Here is an 18,861-nt window from a genome sequence, read left to right on the forward strand (position 1 = left end):
CGGTGAGCTGGGCCGATGGCCTCACGCGGCTTGCTGTTCAACCATCTGCACTTCTGATGCCTCCTTCGTCCTCAAGAAGTGTCCGACCCGTCCCGTATCCGATGCCAGCGTGTACACGATGACCGCCGACGCGACCAGAACTGCCGAGAAGACGAAAAGCCAACTGATGATGGTGAAGATGACACCGAGGATGCCGAATTGACCCGTTGCACTGGCCAGGACCGGCTCCAGCGCAACCCGGGAACCGATGGACAGCGCCGTCAGTCCGACAGCCGAGATAATGCCGGTCAGGAGGCTGCACCGGATGTTCACCTTCTTCTGGGTGAGCATCCGGCAGACGAAGAACCAGAGCACCGTCCAAAACGCCAGATCGGCAAGAATTTCCAGACTCAGACCGAGTAGGTCAAAGATCCCGATGTCGCCGAGTCGCGCGATGATGCCCTGGGCCGTGACCCCGAGCGAGATCGCCACGACCACCACAATCCATCGCCACCCCTTGCTGAACGTCAACTTCGGGGTACCCCACACACGCGCATACATCCGATCGAGCGCACGCGAAAACGACGTCGCGCTGATCACCGTCATCAACCCACCGATGACACCGAAGGTCACCGCCGACTCACCGGGGTCACCGGACGTCAACGCCAGGTCTTCGGGCGACAGCCCGTAGCCGGAAAGGGTGTCGTCGATGTACCCGTTGCTGCGGATCGTCGACAGCACGATCATCACCGGGAGAATCGAGGTGAAGGCCTGGCCCGCAAGTGTCATCGATCGATCCGCGATCTCACTGCGGGCAAGGTCGGAAAACAGGCGCAGAAGCAGTGGTCCACCGGGCATGCGGTGCAGTTGGACCAACCAGGCATCCGCTGCCGATTTCGCCTTCGCCACAACGGAACGTCGGGTCTGTGACACGTCCACCGTCAGTCTTCGTGGTTGTCGGGATAGGCGGTCACGGCCAGGAACCGAATCGGCAACCGCACCAGATCATTTGGTCCGTGTATCCCTTCACCGTCCAACAACAGCGCATCCCCTGGCCGCAGCGTGTATTCCGCATCTCCGTGTCCGTAGACCATGACGCCCTCGAGCATATAGAGCAGTTCGGTCCCGGCATGTTGAAAGCGGGGAAACACCTCGCTGGCGTCGGTCAAGGTCACCAGCACCGGTTCGAGGCGTTTGTGTTGCCCCCGCAGTGCACCGAGCAACTCATAGTGGTGACCGACCCTGGTCCCGCGCCCGACGATGACCGCGCCGTGACCCGATTCGACGAACACTGCCTCGCGCTTGGTGTCGGCACCGCGGAACAGGGAGGTCACCGGGACGTCCAGACCAGCTGCCAGGCGTGCCAAAGTCGATAAACTGCACGATGTTTGAGCATTCTCGATCTTCGAGAGCATGGCCTTCGAGATTCCGACCCGGTCGGCCATGTCCCCTACCGACAGGCCGGTGGCCTTCCGGAGGGTTCTCACCTGGGACGCGATGGCCGCCTCCAGATCGTTGCCGGTGGGTGCATCAGCGGCGACTTCTCGCTGCACTGGAGCCGGATCGCCGGTATCCCGGACAACATCTGCGGTTCGACTTGCCATAAGACCCCATCCTAGCCGACGGTGTTTCATGTAATGAAACCATTGAGCGTGTCCCCTCACGAACAAACCCCCTCCCGGCGGTTTCCGGAAGGGGGTTTGATCAAGCGATCCTCAGGTGGCCGACGGGGTCGCCGCCACCTCCGCAGCCGCCCCGGTCATGGCCTCTGCAGCCACCACCGCATCGACTTCCTTCGCCGGAGCGCCGCCCATCGGCGCATGTTCCATCACGTAGGCCGACTCACCGTGCACCGAAACGTCCAGCCCTTCGTCTTCGGAATCCTCATGGACACGTAGACCCATGGTCTTGTCCAACGCCTTGGCGATCAGCCAGGTGACCGCGAAGCAGTAGACAACCACCACGACCACCGCGACCGTCTGACGCCACAGCAGGTCCAGCCCGCCGCCGTAGAACAGGCCTGCGACGCCGTTGGGTGCAGCCGGGTCGGCGATGAGACCGATCAGGATCGTGCCGAGAATGCCGCCCACCATGTGGATTCCGACAACATCGAGCGAATCGTCGTAGCCGAGGCGGTACTTGATCGACACCGCGAGGCAGCAGACCGCACCGGAGGCCGCACCGACGAACAATGCACCCATCGGAGACACGGCGCCACAGGCCGGGGTGATGCCGACCAGTGCGGCGATGAGTCCCGAGCTGGCGCCCAGCGACGTCGCGTGTCCTTCACGCATCTTCTCGACGACGAGCCAGCCACAGATACCGGCACAACCCGCGGCCACGGTGTTCAGGACAACAACCGCGGCGCTGTTACCGGCGGCCAGTGCCGATCCGCCGTTGAAGCCGAACCAGCCGAAGAAGAGCATGCCGGCACCGAGCATGGTCAGTGGCAGGCTGTGGGGACGCGGAGCCACCGGGAAGATCCGGCGTTTGCCGAGAACCAGAACCAGAGCCAGAGCCGCAACACCGGCATTGACGTGCACCGCGGTACCACCGGCGAAGTCGACCGCCATCAGATCATTGGCGATCCAACCGCCGACGACCGAACCGTCCTCGGAATCAAAGGCGAAAACCCAGTGAGCCACCGGGAAATACACCAGTACGGCCCAAATTCCGGCAAACACCATCCACGCACCGAACTTCATCCGGTCGGCCACCGCGCCGGAGATCAGGGCAACGGTGATACCCGCGAACAGCAGCTGGAAACCGGCGACGAGCGACGGTGGCAGCCCGGGCTCGGCCGGCTCCGCCAGTAGCGACTGCAGGCCCATGGCCTCGAACGGATCGCCCAGGATCCCGGCGCCACCGAGCGAATTGCCCAGGACCGCCGAGTAGCCGAACAGCACCCACAGGATGCCCACCACGGCAAATGCGCCGAAGGTCATCATCGCCATGTTCAGTGTGTTCTTGGCGCTGACCATGCCGCCGTAGAACATTGCCAGGCCGGCAACCATCAGGGTGACGGCGGCAAATGCCGCCAGCATCCAGGCGGTATCGGCAGCGGCTATCGCTTCTTCCATATGTTTCACCTTCAATGAGTCATCCTCGACGCTCTGGCGCCGGAGGGAACGATGTCTACCGGTAGTGGACCGACTGTTGTTAGTGCACCACTGTTGTGTTGCATTCAGGCGGTTCGTTGTTGCGGTCGTGTAACGACGTCGAATTGTCAGGCTGTCTTGAAAACTGTTGCGACACAGCGTCTATTGATCGCGACGGTCAGGGGACAACACCTCCGTACACACTGAGCCACCGCATCCCCGCACCGCGTGTCCGGGACACACCCTTGTAGTCGGCCATGTCCAGTGGCAGATCTTCGAGCACGCGATAGAGGCGATCGGCCCACTCCGGAACCGTCGCGATCGCCGCAAACGGCAGTAGGTAGGTCCGGATCAGAAACATCACAGCGTTACTGTGGGGCAGACGGATGAGATGCTGAACCTCGGTCCGCAGAAACAGGCGCTCCCCCACGTCCTCGGTGGGTCCGTCCGCCAAAGTTCTTCGATCCCTGCCCCATTCGGGGTAGGTCTCGGTGGATGTGTCGAGTTTGCCATCCACGGTGAGCGTCCAGTTCGTCCGCCGGTAACTTTGCGACGGCTGCAGTCGCTTGATGAACTCGTGTGCGCGCGTGGCGATCTTCTCCGAGTGCAGCCGCGGCACCGGGCCGTGGATCTGCAGGAAACTCATGCCGACGTCGAAACCGAACGACCAGTCGGCGGCAAACGTCACAACCCCCGCATCGCCCCACATCTGATCTTCGCGCTGGTCGAGCAACACCACGTCTTCCTGCACCTGACCGAAGATGTAGGTCAGCGGCGGCGACGAAAGACTGCCGGGGTCACCGAAGACGAACGTGTCGTCGATGCCGAGAAGTGTGTTGCGCCAACGATATGACGGCGCTTCACCGCCGAGCCGATCGAGCATCATATGCTCGGGGTAGCTCTCGGCGAGTTCGTGCATGACGGTCAGCATCGCGTCCCAGGCCGCGGGCTCCATATGGGGCAGGCACTGCGCGCGCGAGGGATCCGACGCGAGAATGCGGGCCCGTTCGTCGAGTTCGCAGCGATAGTGTCCGTCGATGACGATTCGCCGCTCACCCGCAGGTTCGACGTTGGCGCTGTATCGGTACTGATCCCGAGGAAATGGGAACGGGTAGTTCTCGACGTCACGGCTCGTGAAAGTCTCGGCGATGGTCATCAGAGATCCAGCTCCAGGTGGTCACCGAGCGCACGGGAGACACACGGCATCATCGTGTCGCCTGCGGCGCGCTCGTCGTCGGTCAGATACGAGTCCCGGTGGTCGATCGGGCCGCCGCGCACAGCGACCCGACACTCACCGCATACTCCTTGGCGGCACATGTTGGGCACGGCCACACCACGTTCCAGCAACGCTTCAAGCAGTGACACCTCGGAACCAACCGGCACCAGGACGCCGGTGCGGCCCAGGCGCGCAGCAAATGGTTCACCGCCGGCGGCAACATCGGCAGCGAATTGCTCGGAATGCACCCGATCCGGCGGCCACCCGTTGGCCATTGCGGCGGCAGCAACACCCTCGATCAACGGGCCAGGACCGCAGGTATAGATATGGGTACCCAGTGGTGAATCGCACAGCCGCGGCCCGAGGTGATCCCAGAAGTCCGGGGCGGCTTCGACAACCGTCAGGCGATCACCGCACAGGTCCCGCATCTCCCGCGCCAGGGCCCCGAATCCGGGCCGATGGGTGTAGATCACCTCGAACGAGCGGTTCCAGTGCACCGCCGCGCGAACATGCGACAGGATCGGTGTGACGCCAATGCCACCGGCGATCAGCAGATGGTGACGCGCCGTGGATATCGGAGCAAATGCGCTGCGCGGCAATGAGATGACAACCTGGTCGCCGACACCGAGTCCGTGCAGCCACACCGATCCTCCACCGCCGGAATCATCGCGGCGCACGCAGATCGTATATTCGGCGGGATCGACTGCCGGTCCGGTCAGCGAGTAGGAATTGCGCCGGCCGGGTTGCCACTGCACGCCGATATGTGCACCCGGTGAAAACGTCGGAAGTGCACCGCCATCCGCACCGGCAAAGGTGAACTCGCAGATGCCATCACACAGCATGCGCATTCTCGTGACCTCGACGAGGAGGTCGCCCACACCGACATCCGGGCGCGGGGTCGTCATGACCGTCATTCGGCTCTCTCCCTTTCGGTGAGTTCTTCGGAGTCCGGCCGGTAACCCAGGTAGGCCGCATGCCGACGTGAGAAGTGGTGGTAGACAACCAACTCCACATCACAGCCCGCGCAGATCACCATCTCGTCGATCCGCGACGTCGCCGGCGTCACGGTGTGGCAATGGGAGCAGAAGACGTCACGTTCCATGGCGGCAAATCCATCCTCGCCGCCGAGATGGACGACCGTGACCTCGGCATCGATCGCGCCTGCCTCGATGATGAGCGCCCTGATCCGCATCACCGATGCGCCGGTACCGACCACCACAAACCGCGGGCCCACCGTGGCCCCGGCAAGTGCTAACGCGACCACGTCCTGCACATTCGACGATTCCGGCACCTCCACGACGGTGGCGACCTCGGGGAGCACGGATGTTCGAGCCATGATGTGAGTCACCGCATCCGGGCCGGCAGCGAAGACCAGATGACGGGTTGCGTGCGCATCGAATTCGACGTCGGCGAGGGTGCGGTGCGGCCAGCGCGGCACGCTGGTCGAGGCCATCGACACCGCCATCGCTACGGCGCGAACGAACGGTGGCCGACAAAGAAGGCCAGTGCCCGGTCGGGGGTGGTGAATCTGATCCGCGATCCCTTCGGGAAGAAGATCGCATCCTTCGGTCCGGCGTGCTCGACCTGCCCGGTCTCGAGATTCTCGAGCCTGAACTGCCCGTCGAGCACCACCTTCATCTCGTCGTACGCGTAGTAGTAGTCCAGCGGAGCATCGGTGTTCTTCAGTTCGAAGTAGCCGGCCGACATCTCCGACCCGTCCGGATTGGCAAAGACGTCGTCGATGAAGCCCTCGGTTCCCGGGTACTGATCAGTCGGCATCTGCGGCAGGGTTTCCCAGAACTGAGAGGTCACCCGGAACGGGGCCACAACTTTGCTGGAATCTGTGGTGGTCATGTTGTTTCTCCTGATCGATGGCGGCCGAAGTTAGAACTGTTGGGAAACTTCGGATATTGACAGGAAACCATAGAGACGATTGCGACGGTGTTAAATATTCCCCAGAAGTGCCCTATCAAGTGCAGACGGGCACTTGCCAGATAGCTGCACCACACCATTCGTCACCTCCGATTGACCAGCAGGAAACATGCTCGTCACATTCAGAGTGTTTCCTGACATACAACACCGAGTCACAGTGAGAAACACCAAGCGACTCACCCACAGAACATCAGCGATCAGAAAGTCGACAGTGACAGAAACTGCGAAGTACGTGATCGTGGGCGGCGGACTAGAAGGACTGGCCATCGCCTGGTCCCTCGCCGATCGCGGCGAGTCCGACGTCCTCGTCCTCGAACGCGACACCCTGTGCTCCGGGATGACCGGCAAGTCGAGCGGTGTGGTGCGGTGCCACTACGGCACCCCGTCGCTGGCGGCGATGTCCTGGTACAGCGTCGACATCTTCACCCGCGCAACCGAGCTCTTCGGCGACGACATGGCATTTCGGCAGTCCGGATACGTCGTCGGTGTCGGCGAGGACAACCTCGTTCCGCTGAAGGCGAACGTCGCGATGATGCAGGGGCTGGGTATCGACGTCGACTTCATCGGGCACGACACCATGGCCGAACTCTGGCCCGGCCTGCACCTCGACGACTTCGCCGCCTTCGCCTACGAACCACTCGGCGGCCGCGGCGAGGCGTACATGACCGGCATGGCGTTCGGTGCCAGTGCCCGCAAACTCGGCGTCAAGGTGCGCCAATCAACCCGGGTCACCGGACTCCTGCAGAATCCCGGTGGGACCGTCTACGGCGTCACGCTGGCCGGCGGCGACGAGATCCATGCCGAGCACGTCATCGTCGCGGCCGGACCGTGGACCCCCGAGCTGGTCGCCACCGTGGGCGTCGATGTGGATGTGAAAGCCCAACGCGCACAACTTGTCCTGGTCGATCAGGGGGTTCCGACCCCGGACGTCCCGGTGCTGTCCGACCTCGCCGGACTGCAGTACATCTGCCGGGAACCGAACGGTGAACTGCTGGTCGGGAACTCCGATCATCAGGCTCCGCAGTACATCGACCCCGACAATTTCGTGAACCGCGCCGACGACAGCACCATCGAGAAGACGATCATGAAGCTCGACAGCCGTCTTCCCGACATGCCGGACCCACGGATCACGAGTTCCTATGTGGGCGCCTACGACGTCACACCCGACTACAACCCGATCATCGGCCCCTCCCCCGTCGATGGGCTTTTCCTGGTCACCGGATTCTCGGGCCACGGGTTCAAGATCTCACCCGCGGTCGGGGCACTGGTCGCCGACCTGCTGACCACCGGAACCACCACCCTGCCCGGTGTCGACCCGAATGACTTCCGCTACAGCCGTTTTGCCGAGCACGACCCGCTCGTCAGTCTCAATCCATACATCGGCGCCGGTGAGATGCGCTGACCCTGCCCACTCCCGATCGTCCCCCAACTCTCCAGGAGATCCCCATGGCCGTCGACACCGCCGAAGCCATCACCCCGACTCCGGCACACCCCACCGAACCGACTCTGACCGAGCTGGTCCAATCCACCGGCACCACGTTCATCCTCGCCCTGTTCGTCACCCTGTCCGGCAAACCGTGCGCCAAACTCGTTCCCGCGCAGGCAGTACGCCAGCTCGAAGAGGAGGGCGTCGGTTTTGCCGGCTACGCCGCCGGGATGATGGGCCAGGAGCCCAAGGACCCGGATCTGGTCGCCATGCCCGACGCGTCGTCGTTCACACCGATCCCCTTTGTCCAGCCGGGCCTGGCGCTGGTCCATTGCGATCCGCATGTCGAGGGCAAACCCTGGCCGTACGCGCCTCGCATCATTCTGCGGGAAACCCTGCGCAAGGCCGCCGAACTGGGTTTCGAGGTGAAGGTCGGCGCCGAGATCGAGTATTTCCTGGTCAACAAGGATGACAACGGGAAGCTGATCACCGCGGACACCTCCGACACCAAACTCCAGCCGTGTTACGACGCCCGCGATGTCACCCGCATGTACGACCACCTCACCGAGATCTCGTCGGCGATGAACGCACTCGGTTGGGGCAACTACGCCAACGACCACGAAGACGCGAATGGGCAGTTCGAGCAGAACTTCGACTATGACAACGCCATGGTCACCGCCGACCGCGTGATCACCGCCCGGTATCTGCTGTCGGTGATCGCTGAAAAGCGGGGTATGCAGGCAACATTCATGCCCAAGCCGTTCACCGATCGCACCGGCTCCGGTATGCATCTGCACATGTCACTGTGGACTGCGGAAGGTCCGGCATTCCCCGACTCCGCCGATCCCAAGGGGCTCGGGCTGTCGGAGACCGCCTACGGTTTCATCGCCGGCATTCTCGAGCACGCCTGCGCATTGCAGGGTGTCATCGCCCCAACGGTCAACTCCTACAAGCGCACCGGCGCCACCACCACCAGCAGCGGGGCCACCTGGTCGCCACGCTATGCCACTTACGGCGGTAACGATCGCACTCACTACCTGCGGGTTCCCGACGGCAATCGAGTCGAATTGCGTGGTGGTGACGGCAGCGCCAACCCATACCTCGCCGCGGCCGGTGCCATCGCTGCCGGACTCGACGGCGTGAGCAGGTCGCTCGACCCCGGCACTCCGGGGAACGGCGAATCGCCCAGCGACATGCTGCCGATGACCCTGGTGCACGCCATGGACTGCCTCGACGCCGACCCGGTGCTGACCGGCGCCCTCGACGTCGCCGGCCCCGGCGTCAGCAGCTACTTCACCAATCGCAAACGCGAGGAGTTCTTCGCGTGGCACAACACGGTGTCCGACTGGGAGATCAACCAGTACCTCACCGCCTTCTGACCGCCCGACAAGACAGGAACCAGAACCATGTGCGGAATCGTAGGACTCCACCTGCGTGACCCCGAGCTCTATCCCCGGCTCGGTGAACTTCTCACCGGGATGCTCGATCAGATGTGTGACCGCGGACCGGATTCCGCCGGCATGTCGATCTACGGTGACCCCACGTGGTCACCGGCCGGGCACGCGACCGTCTCGCTGCTCGAATCCCCCATCCCGGCCGCAGAGCTGGCCGCCGAACTCACAAAGGATGTGGGCCAGGCCATCACCGGGATCGACCTCGACCCGACCACCGTGCTGCACGGCCCGGTTGCATCCGAGACCCTCGTTGCAGCCATCCGCGCCGTCGCCCCGGGCGCCCGCATCATCGGGTTCGGCAACGACGTGACCGTGCTCAAGGGCATGGGTAATCCGACGGAGCTGGCCCACCGATTCGGTCTGCCGAACGCCTCGGGGTGGCAGGGCGTGGCCCACACCCGGATGGCCACCGAGTCAGCGGTCACCGCCACCGGCTCACATCCCTTCTCCGTGGGGCCGGACCAGTGCCTGGTCCACAACGGCTCTTTCTCCAACCACATGTCGATCAAGCACGACCTCGAACGTCACGGCGTCGTCTTCGACAGCGAGAACGACACCGAGGTCGGCGCCCGATTCGTGGCCAAACAGCTGGCCGAGGGTGTCGATCTCGAGAAGGCCCTGTTGATGCTCAACGAGACGTTCGACGGTTTCTACACCCTGCTGGTGTCGAACAGCGATTCCTTTGCCGTTGTCCGCGACGCGATCTCGTGCAAACCCGCCGTGGTGGCCGAGACCGACCGCTGGGTTGCGATGGCCTCCGAATACCGCGCACTGGCACACCTGCCAGGCGTCGACAACGCCCGAATCTTCGAGCCCGAACCAGAAGAGGTGTACGTATGGCACCGGCAATGACCCCCACCGAGACCGCCCCCGCCCCGACGGAGATCACCGCAGGCGTGGTGTACGACCTCCGTGAGGTCGCGGTCCGCGAGGTCAACTCCTCATTGCAGTCGCCCGACGGTCCCGTCAGTGCAACGGTGACCTCACCCCTGGGTGCACACGCACTCGCCTGCGGCCTCGACCGCGACATCGACGTGACCATCGACGGCCATGTCGGCTACTACGCCGCCGGGATGAATCAGCAGGCGTCGGTGACGATCACCGGCAACGCCGGGGTCGGCGTGGCGGAGAACATGATGTCGGGCACGGTGCGGGTCCACGGTGACGCATCCCAGTCGGCCGGCGCCACGGCGCATGGCGGCCTCCTGGTCATCGACGGCAATGCGGCCGCCCGCTGCGGTATCTCGATGAAGGGCGTCGACATCGTGGTCGGCGGCAACATCGGCCACATGAGCGCATTCATGGGCCAGGCCGGGCGTTTGGTGGTCTGCGGTGATGCGGGTGAAGCGCTGGGTGATTCGCTCTACGAGGCCCGGATCTACGTCCGCGGCACCGTCGCCTCGCTCGGTGCCGACTGCATCAAGAAGGACATGCGCGACGAGCATCTCGCCGAACTCGCCGAACTGCTCGACGCTGCCGGAATCGACACCGCCCCCGCCGATTTCACCCGCTACGGTTCGGCCCGCCGCCTTTACAACTTCCACGTCGACAACGCTGCGGCGTACTAGGAGCGATGACCATGACCTACAACCCGACCCTGCGGGAATCGGCCACCTTCGACCGCGGCGTGATCGCCGAGATCCAGCGCGCTGCCAACACCGGAATCTACGACATCCGCGGCTGGGGCGCCAAGCGCAAGCTCCCCCACTTCGACGACCTGCTCTTCCTGGGTGCCTCGATGTCGCGGTACCCGCTCGAGGGTTACCGCGAGAAGTGCGACACCGACGTGGTTCTCGGCGACACCCACGCCAAGTTCCCCCTGCACCTCGACATTCCGATCACGATTGCCGGGATGAGTTTCGGTGCCCTGTCCGGTCAGGCCAAGGAGGCCCTCGGCCGCGGCGCCAGTGAGGTCGGGACCTCGACCACCACCGGCGACGGCGGCATGACACCGGAAGAACGCGGCCAGTCGAAGAATCTTGTCTACCAGTACCTTCCGTCGCGATACGGCATGAACCCCGACGACCTGCGCAAGGCCGACGCCATCGAGATCGTCCTCGGCCAGGGAGCCAAGCCCGGCGGTGGCGGAATGCTGCTCGGCCAGAAGATCACCGAACGGGTCGCCGGGATGCGCACCCTGCCGATGGGTGTCGATCAGCGCAGCGCCTGTCGCCATCCCGACTGGACCGGCCCCGACGACCTCGCGATCAAGATCATCGAGCTCCGGGAGATCACCAACTGGGAGAAGCCCATCTACATCAAGGTCGGTGCCACCCGCACCTACTACGACGTCAAACTGGCCGTCAAGGCCGGCGCGGATGTGGTGGTCGTCGACGGTATGCAGGGCGGCACCGCGGCCACCCAGGACGTGTTCATCGAACATGTCGGCATCCCGACCCTCGCCGCCATCCCCCAAGCGGTACAGGCATTGCAGGAGATGGACGTACACCGCAAGGTGCAGCTCATCGTCTCCGGTGGAATCCGCAGCGGCGCCGACGTCGCCAAGGCAATGGCACTGGGTGCCGACGCCGTGGCCATCGGAACCGCCGCCCTGATCGCACTGGGCGACAACAGCCCTCGCTATGCGGACCAGTACCGCGCACTCGGATCCGAGGCCGGGTTCTACGACGACTTCCAGGCCGGACGCGATCCCGCGGGTATCACCACGCAGGATCCCGAGCTGTCCAAGAACCTGGACCCGGTCGAGGGTGGCCGTCGCCTCGCCAACTACCTGCGCGTCCTCACAATGGAGGCCCAGACTCTGGCGCGGGCCTGCGGCAAGTCGCATCTGCGCAACCTCGAACCAGAAGATCTGGTCGCGCTGACCGTCGAGGCGTCGGCGATGGCACGGGTCCCGCTGGCCGGCACCAACTGGATCCCGGGTAGGTACTGACTTTGGTCACCCCGGTCTCACCGGCGCGCTCGGTGGTCGAGGACACCACCGCGCGAGAGGTCGATCACGGTGAATTCGATCCCGATTCACTGGAGGCGGTCATCGGATCACAAACCCGGCGGCTACGGATCACAGCCGGGCTCTCGGTCAGCGAGATGGCCAGTCGCACCGGCATTTCCAAGTCGATGCTGTCGAAGATCGAGAACGCGCAGGCATCCTGCAGTCTCGGCACCATTTCCAAATTGGCCACCGCACTCGATGTTCCGGTGACCTCCCTGTTCCGCGGCGAGAAGACGCAACGCGAATCGGTGTTCACCAGAGCCGGAACGGGTGCGGAGATCGTCGGGCGGGGCACCCGGGCCGGGCATCACTACGAACTGCTCGGCGCGCTGCGCGGTCAGCATCGACGACTCGAGTCCGTGGTGGTGACGCTGCTGTCGGACACCACGATCAGTCCGCGCTTCCAGCATCCGGGGACCGAACTGCTGTACATGCTCGAAGGCGAAATGGTCTACAGCCATGACAGTTCCGACTACACCCTGCGCGCCGGCGACTCACTCCTCCTCGACGGCGAGGGCATCCACGGCCCAAAACAGCTGACCCGGTTGCCGATTCGATTTCTCGCGATCACCGCCTACCCCGACAACTACTCCGAATGATGAGGCATCTGAGATGAAAACCTTCGACTCCATGTGGGCGTCGATCCTCGATGTCGGCCGTGCGGCCGCCAGTGGCGGCTATCGGCGATTCGCCTGGAACGACGCCGACATGACATTGCGCGAGTGGTTCACCGGCGAGGCGTCCGCGCGGGGCATGTCGGTGGAAGAGGACCGCAACGGAAACCTCTGGGCGTGGTGGCTGCCCGACGGATGGGTAGGCGATCCCCGCGACGCGTTTGTCACCGGCTCCCACCTCGATTCGGTGCCCGACGGCGGCGCCTACGACGGACCCCTTGGTGTCGTGTCGGCCTTTGCCGCGATCGACATCGTTCGGGAACGCGGGATCATCCCCACGCGCCCGATCGCCATCACCGCATTCTCGGACGAGGAGGGCGCGCGCTTCGGTGTCGCCTGCGTGGGTTCCCAGCTCAGTACAGGTGCGCTGACACCGGAGCGGGCACTGAAACTCCGTGACGCCGACGGCATTTCCCTCGCCGAGGCGCTCACGTCGTCGGGGCGCAACCCGTCGCACCTGGGTGCCGATCCCACTCTGGTCGACCGTGTCGGTGTCTACGTCGAGCTGCACGTCGAGCAGGGACGCGGACTCGACCTGGTCGATCAGCCGATCGCGGTGGCCTCGTCGATCTGGCCTCACGGCCGGTGGCTGTTCAATTTCACCGGAGAGGCCAACCACGCCGGCGCGACCCGTCTCGTCGACCGGCGTGATCCGATGCTCGCTTTCGCGTCGTCGGTCCACACCGCCCGCGGAGCTGCCGCCGTCCACGACGCAGTCGCCACTTTTGGCAAAGTGCGCGTACTCCCCAACGGCGCCAACGCGATTCCGTCCGAGGTGCAGGCCTGGCTCGATGCCCGCGCCGCCGACGAACAGACCCTGACGGCACTGGTCGAGGCGATCTCGGCCGAGGCCCGCACCCATGCCGAACGTGACGGCATCGACCTGGACATCGTCGCCGAGTCGATCTCACCGATCGTGGAGTTCCCCGCCGACACCCGTCGACGACTGCAGGCCGCCCTCGGCCACCTCGGCGACATCCCGGTGCTACCGACCGCGGCCGGGCACGATGCCGGGGTCTTGTCGGCAAAAGTACCGACCGCGATGTTGTTCGTGCGCAACCCCACCGGGGTCTCACATTCCCCGCACGAGTTCGCCGAATCCGTCGACTGTCACCGCGGCGCCGAAGCCCTCGCCGACGTCATGGCCGACTACACCGCGGTCTAGGACTCGACCAACGAAGGAAGCAATCTCTGTGCCTCCCGCAGTCTCGTCTGTTGTCCGCGCAGCGGAACTGACTCCCCGCCGATGGGCGAACGGCCTCGGCACCACTCGCGAGATACGCTCGGCACCGACCACCGTCGGCGATCGACCGACGTGGCGGCTGAGCGTGGCCGATCTGCCGACGATGTCGACGTTTTCGCGCATTGAGGACGTCGATCGCATCTTCACCGTCGTAGGAACAACAGGTGTCGACCTCGAGATCGGTCCACGACGCATCCGCTGCGAGCAATTCGAGCCCGTCGAGTTCGCCGGCGAAGACAGTCCCTATTGCACTGCGCCCCATCCGACCCGGGCCTTCAATCTCATCGTGGCCCGCAATGCGGGCACCGGTCAGGTTCGTCCGCACGCGCTCGAACCCGGTGAGGTGTTGTCGATCGACGCGCATGCGAACCTGATGACCGCATTGTTTGTCGTCTCTGGGACCGGCACGCTCGATGGCATCGCACTCGGCGCCGGCGACACCGCGGTCATCGATTCGGGCAGCGCCACGTTCGCCCCCACCGCACACTCCGGAAAAACGAAGGCGCTCCGAATCTTTGTGGAACGCCTTCGCATCGACGGATCATCTGTGAGGGGCGTCGCCTAGCCAAAGAGATCCGGCAGACCGTCGGAGACAGACACAACAGTTTCCCTTCGGTTCGGCGCCGTGGTGCTGCCACCGCGGTCCGTCAATGTTCATCGGCGGAACCCTGTCCGGTCAGCAGCAGCACCAGGGTCGATTCACACTATGTAGTTTTCAACGTGCGAGCGCGGTCCCGACCGTGAATCGGGTGCGATGGATAGAAAATTCGAAGTGAGTCAGGCGGCGAGGGTGAGTGTTCGTCGGTTGTAGGCCGGCAGCGGTCTTCGCTGCGGGTCGATGTCCGCCGGCGGGATCAGCCACGGATGCCCATCGGAGCCCATGATCACGTCCCAATCGGTGTGGTGGACCGCCATATGGCAGGTGCGGCACAACAGACACCCGTTCTCCAGGGTCGTGGCACCACCATCGGCAAAGTGTGTGATGTGGTGACAATCAGACCAGGTCACCGATCCGCCGCACTTCACACAACAGGCATCGCGGATGATGATCGCTTTGCGGACCAGACCGGTGAACAGGCGTTTCGGTGGACTCAGATCAATCGGAACTTCTTGGCCGTCGAGGGTGACCTTGGTGATCGACGAATCACACGCCAACGCCAGCGCGGTCGCTTCGGTGATCGGGCCCATCCACCGCAGCGTCGCCGCTTGGGGATGATCGGCCGGGACGGTGACCATCACCTCGGTCCGCGGCGCCGACACCAAGTCTTGCCCACCGCCGCCGCAGTCCAGCAGTTGGTGCAGCGCATCAGCGCGGCGCTGGGTCGGTGTGCGGGCATCGTCACTGCCGTCGGGTTCGGGACGGGCTCTGGACCACAAATCCAACGCGGAGAACAACTTTTCCCCGATCACCGCATCCACATCGAACCTGCCGACACATCGACCCTCAGGGTTGACGACATAGTCCAGACTGTTCAACGATCGGTCTTCGGCCGGCGGTAGACCACCACCTTTGTCGGCGATCTCGTTCCCCAACGCCCGTGCCACCGCACCGATCTCCGACGGTGGAGCACCCGAAATGGCGTGGCTCAACAGTTTCCGCTCGAACTCCACCCGCTGCTCACCGGAGACCGGCTCGTCGGATCGGTCGACGATATGCGCGACACCTTTGACCACCGCATCGACATGCTCGGAGGACAGGAACCCGTCCCGCGAGTACCCGGCAGTGCGATCCAACCCTGCCAAACCCGACCCGACACGGATCCACCGATACGCCGCACCTGGCGCAGCGCCATTGGCCTGCAACAACTTTGCCGTTGTCGATCCGGCTTTGCGTGCCATACCTGACTGATCGATCACCGCCGCACACACCGCGAGCTGATACTCGCCGGCATTGCGCAGCGTGATCAGATCCTTCGCCAGAGCGAGCAGTTCGCCGGGATCGTCCGGAATGACCAGATCAACCAGAGAATCAACGACATCGAGAAGCCGCATCACAGAACACCTTCCAGGCAGAAAGCAACAGGAAGTTGACCAGTTTCACAGGGGAAGGTGTTTGGCTCGACTCGTCATATCTTTGCGGTCAACGGACTCCAGATTACCGAATCGAACGCATGTTCGCAAGAGGTTTTTTTCACACAGTTTGCTGGAGGTCGGTCTCGGCAAGGCAGATGTCGGCGAGTTCATCGAGCGGCAACGGAAGGACGCGAGCCAGGGCCGCGATCGTCGTGAATGCGGGTGTCGCCAGCCGGCCGGTCTCGATCTTCCGAAGGGTTTCCGGGGAGATCCCCGCCGCCAGAGCAACTTCGGCGAGGGTCCGGTCACCCCGCGCCTGTCGTAGCTGTTGACCGAGTCGCTTACCTACGGCCAGCTGTTCCGGAGTCAGTGGGAGTCGCACCATATCGATAGTCTAACGCCCCTGCGGTATGAAAATACCAGCGAACCCTCTATATTGGTATTTTAATACCGAATTGCTCGATGAGGAGGACCACCTGTGCTTGAACTGAAGACACCACGTGAAGTCGCGGCGATGGGCGTCACCGGCACCTTCATCGCCGAATTGCTCGACGACCTAGAACAACGCGCCCACCCCGGCGTGAATCTACTCGACCTGGAAGAGCGCGCCCGCCAGTTGATCGCCCAGCGCGGCGCCACGTCGTGTTATTGGGACTACGCACCGTCATTCGGACGCGGTCCGTTCCGCAACGTCATCTGTCTGTCGGTCAATGACGCGGTCCTGCACGGGCTCCCGCACGACTACGTATTGACCGGCGGGGACCTGTTGAGCATGGACATCGCGGTATCGATCGACGGCTGGGTCGCCGACTGTGCCCGCAGCATCATCGTCGGTGAGCCGCGCCCCGAGGACGAACGACTCATCGCGGCGACCGAACAAGCACTGACAGCAGGAATTGCCGCTGCACTGCCCGGCAACCGGCTCGGCGACATCTCGGCGGCGATCGGCGCGGTGGCAGCCGAATACGGGTATCCGGTGAACACCGAGTTCGGTGGTCACGGGCTCGGGCGAACCATGCACGAAGATCCGCACGTACCGAACACCGGGCGCGCAGGACGTGGCCTCACACTGCGGCCGGGGTTGACCCTCGCGCTGGAACCGTGGTTCGCCGCCGGCACCGACAAGATCGTCTACGACCCCGACGGCTGGACCATCCGCTCAGCGGACGGCTCACGTACCGCACACAGTGAACACACGATCGCGATCACCGACGGCCCGCCGCTCGTGCTGACCCGGCAACCCCTCTCTGCCAACGTGCAGTGAGTCCCGACAGGAACCAAGCGGTCAATCCAGCGTGATGGTCACGGTGACCGCGCCGGAGTCACTGCGATGGGTGACTGCATGCCCGGTACGGTCGCCACCTGGCAGAGCCAGAGTGACCGGACCACCTTCGCCGAGGAAGTTGCGCCACCAGTTTTTCTTGTCGGGCATCGCCACCCTGATGACAACCTCGTCACCAGTGCGCTTGTAGCTCACCGGCAGCCGAAATGACTTCCCGGATTTTCGGCCGGTGTAGGTGATCACCACCGTCGAACCGGCGGCGAGCTTGCTCAGCCCGGGGACCGCAATCACCACCAGCACAACCTTGTTGACCGCTGCCGCAACCTTTTGAAATGTGTTCACGCTGCCACCTGTTTCATGCTCGGTTCTCACCACTGCCTGGACTGATCCCTCGTATTCGCGCACGTGATACACAGCCGGGCCGCCGGAAGAACGTCGAGGCGGTCGGGCCCGATCTGCGATCCACAGCGCTCGCAGATCCCATACGTACCCAGTGCAATTCGCTCGAGCGCGATGTCGATCTCGATCACCCTAGCCTGCGATCTCTCGATCTGGGCGACGAGTTGTCCCCGTTCAAACGCCAGCGTCGACCCCTCCGGATCGTGCTCATCGTCAGCGGTTTCCTCCGCCGCCGCATCAACAACAGAAGCCAGGCGCGCCGACATCTGATCGATCAGTCCGGTTGTCTCGGCTCGAGCGGATTCCAGCGAGCGCCGGGCGATATCGGAGTCCATCGGATCAGCGATAGGGTTCTGCGGCGGCCGCCAGGTCGTCGAGGCGGCGCAGCGTCTCATCTTCCGGAGCGGTTTTCAGCAGGAACGTCACCCGTTCGACGTTCGCACGCGCGTACCCGTCGAGTTCCCCGGCCGACGATCGGGCCCCGAAGATGGTGAACGGGATGTCGGTCCGGCCGCGCTCTGCAAGCACCCCACGCACCCGGATGAGCTCGTCCGCACTTGTGTTGGCTCGCGGCAGCCACGCGTCGCCGTACGTGACCAGCCGAGTCAGAGCCGCGGCGCTCTCACCCCCGACATAGATCGGCGGATGCGGTGACTGGACGGGCTTCGGCCACGAGTAGATCGGATCGAAGTCAACGTGCTCCCCGTGGAACTCGGCCTGATCCTGTGTCCAGATGGCCTTCAGTGCAGCCAGTTGCTCGTCTATCAGTGCGCCGCGGGTCCGTGGATCGGTTCCGTGATTCCGCATCTCCTCCCGGTTCCACCCCACACCGACGCCGAAGGCGACCCGGCCACCGGAGAGCAGATCAAGCGTCGCAACCTCTTTCGCGGTGTGGATCAGGTCCCGTTGCGGAAGCAGCGCGATACCGGTTCCCAGCACCAACCGCGTGGTGACGGCCGCCGCAGCGGTCAACGCAAGGAAGGGATCCAGAGTTCGGTAGTACACCCGCGGCAGATCACCCCCACCGGGATAGGGCGACTCACGGCTCACCGGGATGTGTGAGTGCTCGGCCAGGAACAACGAATCGAATCCGCGCTCTTCAAGTGCCCTGCCCAGCACATCGGGGCGAATTCCCTCGTCGGTGACAAATGTCGAGATTCCGAAATCCATGTATGCCATGGAATCACACACT

21 protein-coding genes are annotated in these 18,861 nt (G+C 63.9%); 9 read left to right on the forward strand and 12 right to left on the reverse strand.

What is annotated here, in order from left to right; translation table 11 throughout:
• Nucleotides 1-21 precede the first annotated feature (21 nt).
• From H290_RS27440 to H290_RS0100945, 7 genes are all read right to left on the reverse strand, one after another.
• A complete protein-coding gene (locus H290_RS27440; RefSeq protein WP_051121831.1) occupies nt 22-918 on the reverse strand; it encodes a hypothetical protein in 897 nt (298 codons plus the stop codon).
• A gap of 2 nt (nt 919-920) precedes the next feature.
• Entirely contained in the window at nt 921-1,583 is a 663-nt protein-coding gene (locus H290_RS0100920; protein ID WP_020104872.1) for an XRE family transcriptional regulator, read from the reverse strand.
• Between the two features lie 111 nt (nt 1,584-1,694).
• Complete coding sequence (locus tag H290_RS0100925; RefSeq protein WP_020104873.1) at nt 1,695-3,059, reverse strand: ammonium transporter; 1,365 nt, start codon at nt 3,057-3,059, stop codon at nt 1,695-1,697.
• Between the two features lie 196 nt (nt 3,060-3,255).
• A complete protein-coding gene (locus tag H290_RS0100930; RefSeq protein ID WP_020104874.1) occupies nt 3,256-4,233 on the reverse strand; it encodes a DUF3445 domain-containing protein in 978 nt (325 codons plus the stop codon).
• The gene (locus H290_RS0100935) at nt 4,233-5,207 is read right to left on the reverse strand and encodes a 2Fe-2S iron-sulfur cluster-binding protein (RefSeq protein ID WP_020104875.1); all 975 of its coding nucleotides are present in this window, start codon (nt 5,205-5,207) and stop codon (nt 4,233-4,235) included. The genes H290_RS0100930 and H290_RS0100935 overlap by 1 nt, the downstream gene beginning before the upstream one ends.
• Nucleotides 5,204-5,746 (reverse strand): dimethylamine monooxygenase subunit DmmA family protein, encoded by a 543-nt coding sequence (locus H290_RS27445; RefSeq protein WP_155976651.1) that lies wholly within the window; start codon nt 5,744-5,746, stop codon nt 5,204-5,206. Before H290_RS27445 ends, H290_RS0100935 begins: the two co-directional genes overlap by 4 nt.
• Nucleotides 5,747-5,760: 14 nt before the next feature.
• Nucleotides 5,761-6,147: an ethanolamine utilization protein gene (locus H290_RS0100945; protein WP_020104877.1), complete on the reverse strand. Its 387-nt coding sequence runs from the start codon at nt 6,145-6,147 to the stop codon at nt 5,761-5,763.
• A gap of 289 nt (nt 6,148-6,436) precedes the next feature.
• On the opposite strand from H290_RS0100945, the gene H290_RS0100950 reads away from it, so the two are divergent.
• From H290_RS0100950 to H290_RS30010, 8 genes are read left to right on the forward strand one after another with little or no spacing between them, the layout of a single operon-like run.
• The gene (locus tag H290_RS0100950) at nt 6,437-7,627 is read left to right on the forward strand and encodes an FAD-binding oxidoreductase (protein ID WP_020104878.1); all 1,191 of its coding nucleotides are present in this window, start codon (nt 6,437-6,439) and stop codon (nt 7,625-7,627) included.
• A gap of 44 nt (nt 7,628-7,671) precedes the next feature.
• Complete coding sequence (gene glnT, locus H290_RS0100955; protein ID WP_020104879.1) at nt 7,672-9,030, forward strand: type III glutamate--ammonia ligase; 1,359 nt, start codon at nt 7,672-7,674, stop codon at nt 9,028-9,030.
• A 27-nt stretch (nt 9,031-9,057) separates the two neighbouring features.
• Nucleotides 9,058-9,957, forward strand: coding sequence for a glutamine amidotransferase family protein (locus H290_RS0100960; protein ID WP_020104880.1), 900 nt, complete (start codon nt 9,058-9,060; stop codon nt 9,955-9,957).
• Nucleotides 9,942-10,673 carry a protein glxC gene (locus H290_RS0100965; protein WP_020104881.1) on the forward strand — a complete coding sequence of 244 codons (732 nt, stop codon included), beginning with the start codon at nt 9,942-9,944 and terminating at the stop codon, nt 10,671-10,673. Before H290_RS0100960 ends, H290_RS0100965 begins: the two co-directional genes overlap by 16 nt.
• Before the next feature lie 11 nt (nt 10,674-10,684).
• The gene (locus H290_RS0100970; protein ID WP_369758635.1) at nt 10,685-11,998 is read left to right on the forward strand and encodes an FMN-binding glutamate synthase family protein; all 1,314 of its coding nucleotides are present in this window, start codon (nt 10,685-10,687) and stop codon (nt 11,996-11,998) included.
• A gap of 2 nt (nt 11,999-12,000) precedes the next feature.
• Complete coding sequence (locus H290_RS0100975; protein WP_020104883.1) at nt 12,001-12,657, forward strand: helix-turn-helix domain-containing protein; 657 nt, start codon at nt 12,001-12,003, stop codon at nt 12,655-12,657.
• A gap of 13 nt (nt 12,658-12,670) precedes the next feature.
• On the forward strand, nt 12,671-13,897 hold the full coding sequence (locus tag H290_RS0100980; protein WP_020104884.1) for an allantoate amidohydrolase: 1,227 nt from the start codon (nt 12,671-12,673) through the stop codon (nt 13,895-13,897).
• Nucleotides 13,898-13,925: 28 nt separating this feature from the next.
• Nucleotides 13,926-14,540 carry a HutD family protein gene (locus tag H290_RS30010; RefSeq protein ID WP_020104885.1) on the forward strand — a complete coding sequence of 205 codons (615 nt, stop codon included), beginning with the start codon at nt 13,926-13,928 and terminating at the stop codon, nt 14,538-14,540.
• Nucleotides 14,541-14,752: 212 nt separating this feature from the next.
• Here the strand turns inward: H290_RS30010 and H290_RS0100990 are convergent, their stop codons facing one another.
• Both H290_RS0100990 and H290_RS0100995 read right to left on the reverse strand, forming a co-directional pair.
• A complete protein-coding gene (locus tag H290_RS0100990; protein WP_020104886.1) occupies nt 14,753-15,967 on the reverse strand; it encodes an HNH endonuclease signature motif containing protein in 1,215 nt (404 codons plus the stop codon).
• Nucleotides 15,968-16,106: 139 nt separating this feature from the next.
• Nucleotides 16,107-16,373 (reverse strand): helix-turn-helix domain-containing protein, encoded by a 267-nt coding sequence (locus H290_RS0100995; protein WP_020104887.1) that lies wholly within the window; start codon nt 16,371-16,373, stop codon nt 16,107-16,109.
• A 93-nt stretch (nt 16,374-16,466) separates the two neighbouring features.
• On the opposite strand from H290_RS0100995, the gene map reads away from it, so the two are divergent.
• Nucleotides 16,467-17,252 (forward strand): type I methionyl aminopeptidase, encoded by a 786-nt coding sequence (map, locus tag H290_RS0101000; RefSeq protein ID WP_020104888.1) that lies wholly within the window; start codon nt 16,467-16,469, stop codon nt 17,250-17,252.
• Nucleotides 17,253-17,273: 21 nt separating this feature from the next.
• Here the strand turns inward: map and H290_RS0101005 are convergent, their stop codons facing one another.
• From H290_RS0101005 to H290_RS0101015, 3 genes are read right to left on the reverse strand one after another with little or no spacing between them, the layout of a single operon-like run.
• Entirely contained in the window at nt 17,274-17,612 is a 339-nt protein-coding gene (locus tag H290_RS0101005) for a hypothetical protein (protein WP_020104889.1), read from the reverse strand.
• A gap of 26 nt (nt 17,613-17,638) precedes the next feature.
• Nucleotides 17,639-18,004, reverse strand: coding sequence for a TraR/DksA C4-type zinc finger protein (locus H290_RS0101010; protein ID WP_020104890.1), 366 nt, complete (start codon nt 18,002-18,004; stop codon nt 17,639-17,641).
• Nucleotides 18,005-18,008: 4 nt separating this feature from the next.
• A complete protein-coding gene (locus H290_RS0101015; RefSeq protein WP_028462617.1) occupies nt 18,009-18,839 on the reverse strand; it encodes an LLM class F420-dependent oxidoreductase in 831 nt (276 codons plus the stop codon).
• Nucleotides 18,840-18,861 lie beyond the last annotated feature (22 nt).

This window comes from Nocardia sp. 348MFTsu5.1, assembly GCF_000383535.1.
GTDB lineage: Bacteria > Actinomycetota > Actinomycetes > Mycobacteriales > Mycobacteriaceae > Williamsia > Williamsia faeni.

Coding starts and splice junctions, on each gene's coding strand:
- H290_RS0100960 (WP_020104880.1), top strand. CDS start 9,058: ATGTGCGGAATCGTAGGACTCCACCTGCGTGACCCCGAGCTCTATCCC.
- H290_RS0100990 (WP_020104886.1), bottom strand. CDS start 15,967: ATGCGGCTTCTCGATGTCGTTGATTCTCTGGTTGATCTGGTCATTCCG.
- glnT (WP_020104879.1), top strand. CDS start 7,672: ATGGCCGTCGACACCGCCGAAGCCATCACCCCGACTCCGGCACACCCC.
- H290_RS0100930 (WP_020104874.1), bottom strand. CDS start 4,233: ATGACCATCGCCGAGACTTTCACGAGCCGTGACGTCGAGAACTACCCG.
- H290_RS0100945 (WP_020104877.1), bottom strand. CDS start 6,147: ATGACCACCACAGATTCCAGCAAAGTTGTGGCCCCGTTCCGGGTGACC.
- H290_RS0101015 (WP_028462617.1), bottom strand. CDS start 18,839: ATGGATTTCGGAATCTCGACATTTGTCACCGACGAGGGAATTCGCCCC.
- H290_RS0101010 (WP_020104890.1), bottom strand. CDS start 18,004: ATGGACTCCGATATCGCCCGGCGCTCGCTGGAATCCGCTCGAGCCGAG.
- H290_RS0100980 (WP_020104884.1), top strand. CDS start 12,671: ATGAAAACCTTCGACTCCATGTGGGCGTCGATCCTCGATGTCGGCCGT.
- H290_RS0100935 (WP_020104875.1), bottom strand. CDS start 5,207: ATGACGGTCATGACGACCCCGCGCCCGGATGTCGGTGTGGGCGACCTC.
- H290_RS0100925 (WP_020104873.1), bottom strand. CDS start 3,059: ATGGAAGAAGCGATAGCCGCTGCCGATACCGCCTGGATGCTGGCGGCA.
- H290_RS0100995 (WP_020104887.1), bottom strand. CDS start 16,373: ATGGTGCGACTCCCACTGACTCCGGAACAGCTGGCCGTAGGTAAGCGA.
- H290_RS0100965 (WP_020104881.1), top strand. CDS start 9,942: ATGGCACCGGCAATGACCCCCACCGAGACCGCCCCCGCCCCGACGGAG.
- H290_RS0100920 (WP_020104872.1), bottom strand. CDS start 1,583: ATGGCAAGTCGAACCGCAGATGTTGTCCGGGATACCGGCGATCCGGCT.
- H290_RS0100970 (WP_369758635.1), top strand. CDS start 10,685: ATGACCTACAACCCGACCCTGCGGGAATCGGCCACCTTCGACCGCGGC.
- H290_RS27445 (WP_155976651.1), bottom strand. CDS start 5,746: ATGGCCTCGACCAGCGTGCCGCGCTGGCCGCACCGCACCCTCGCCGAC.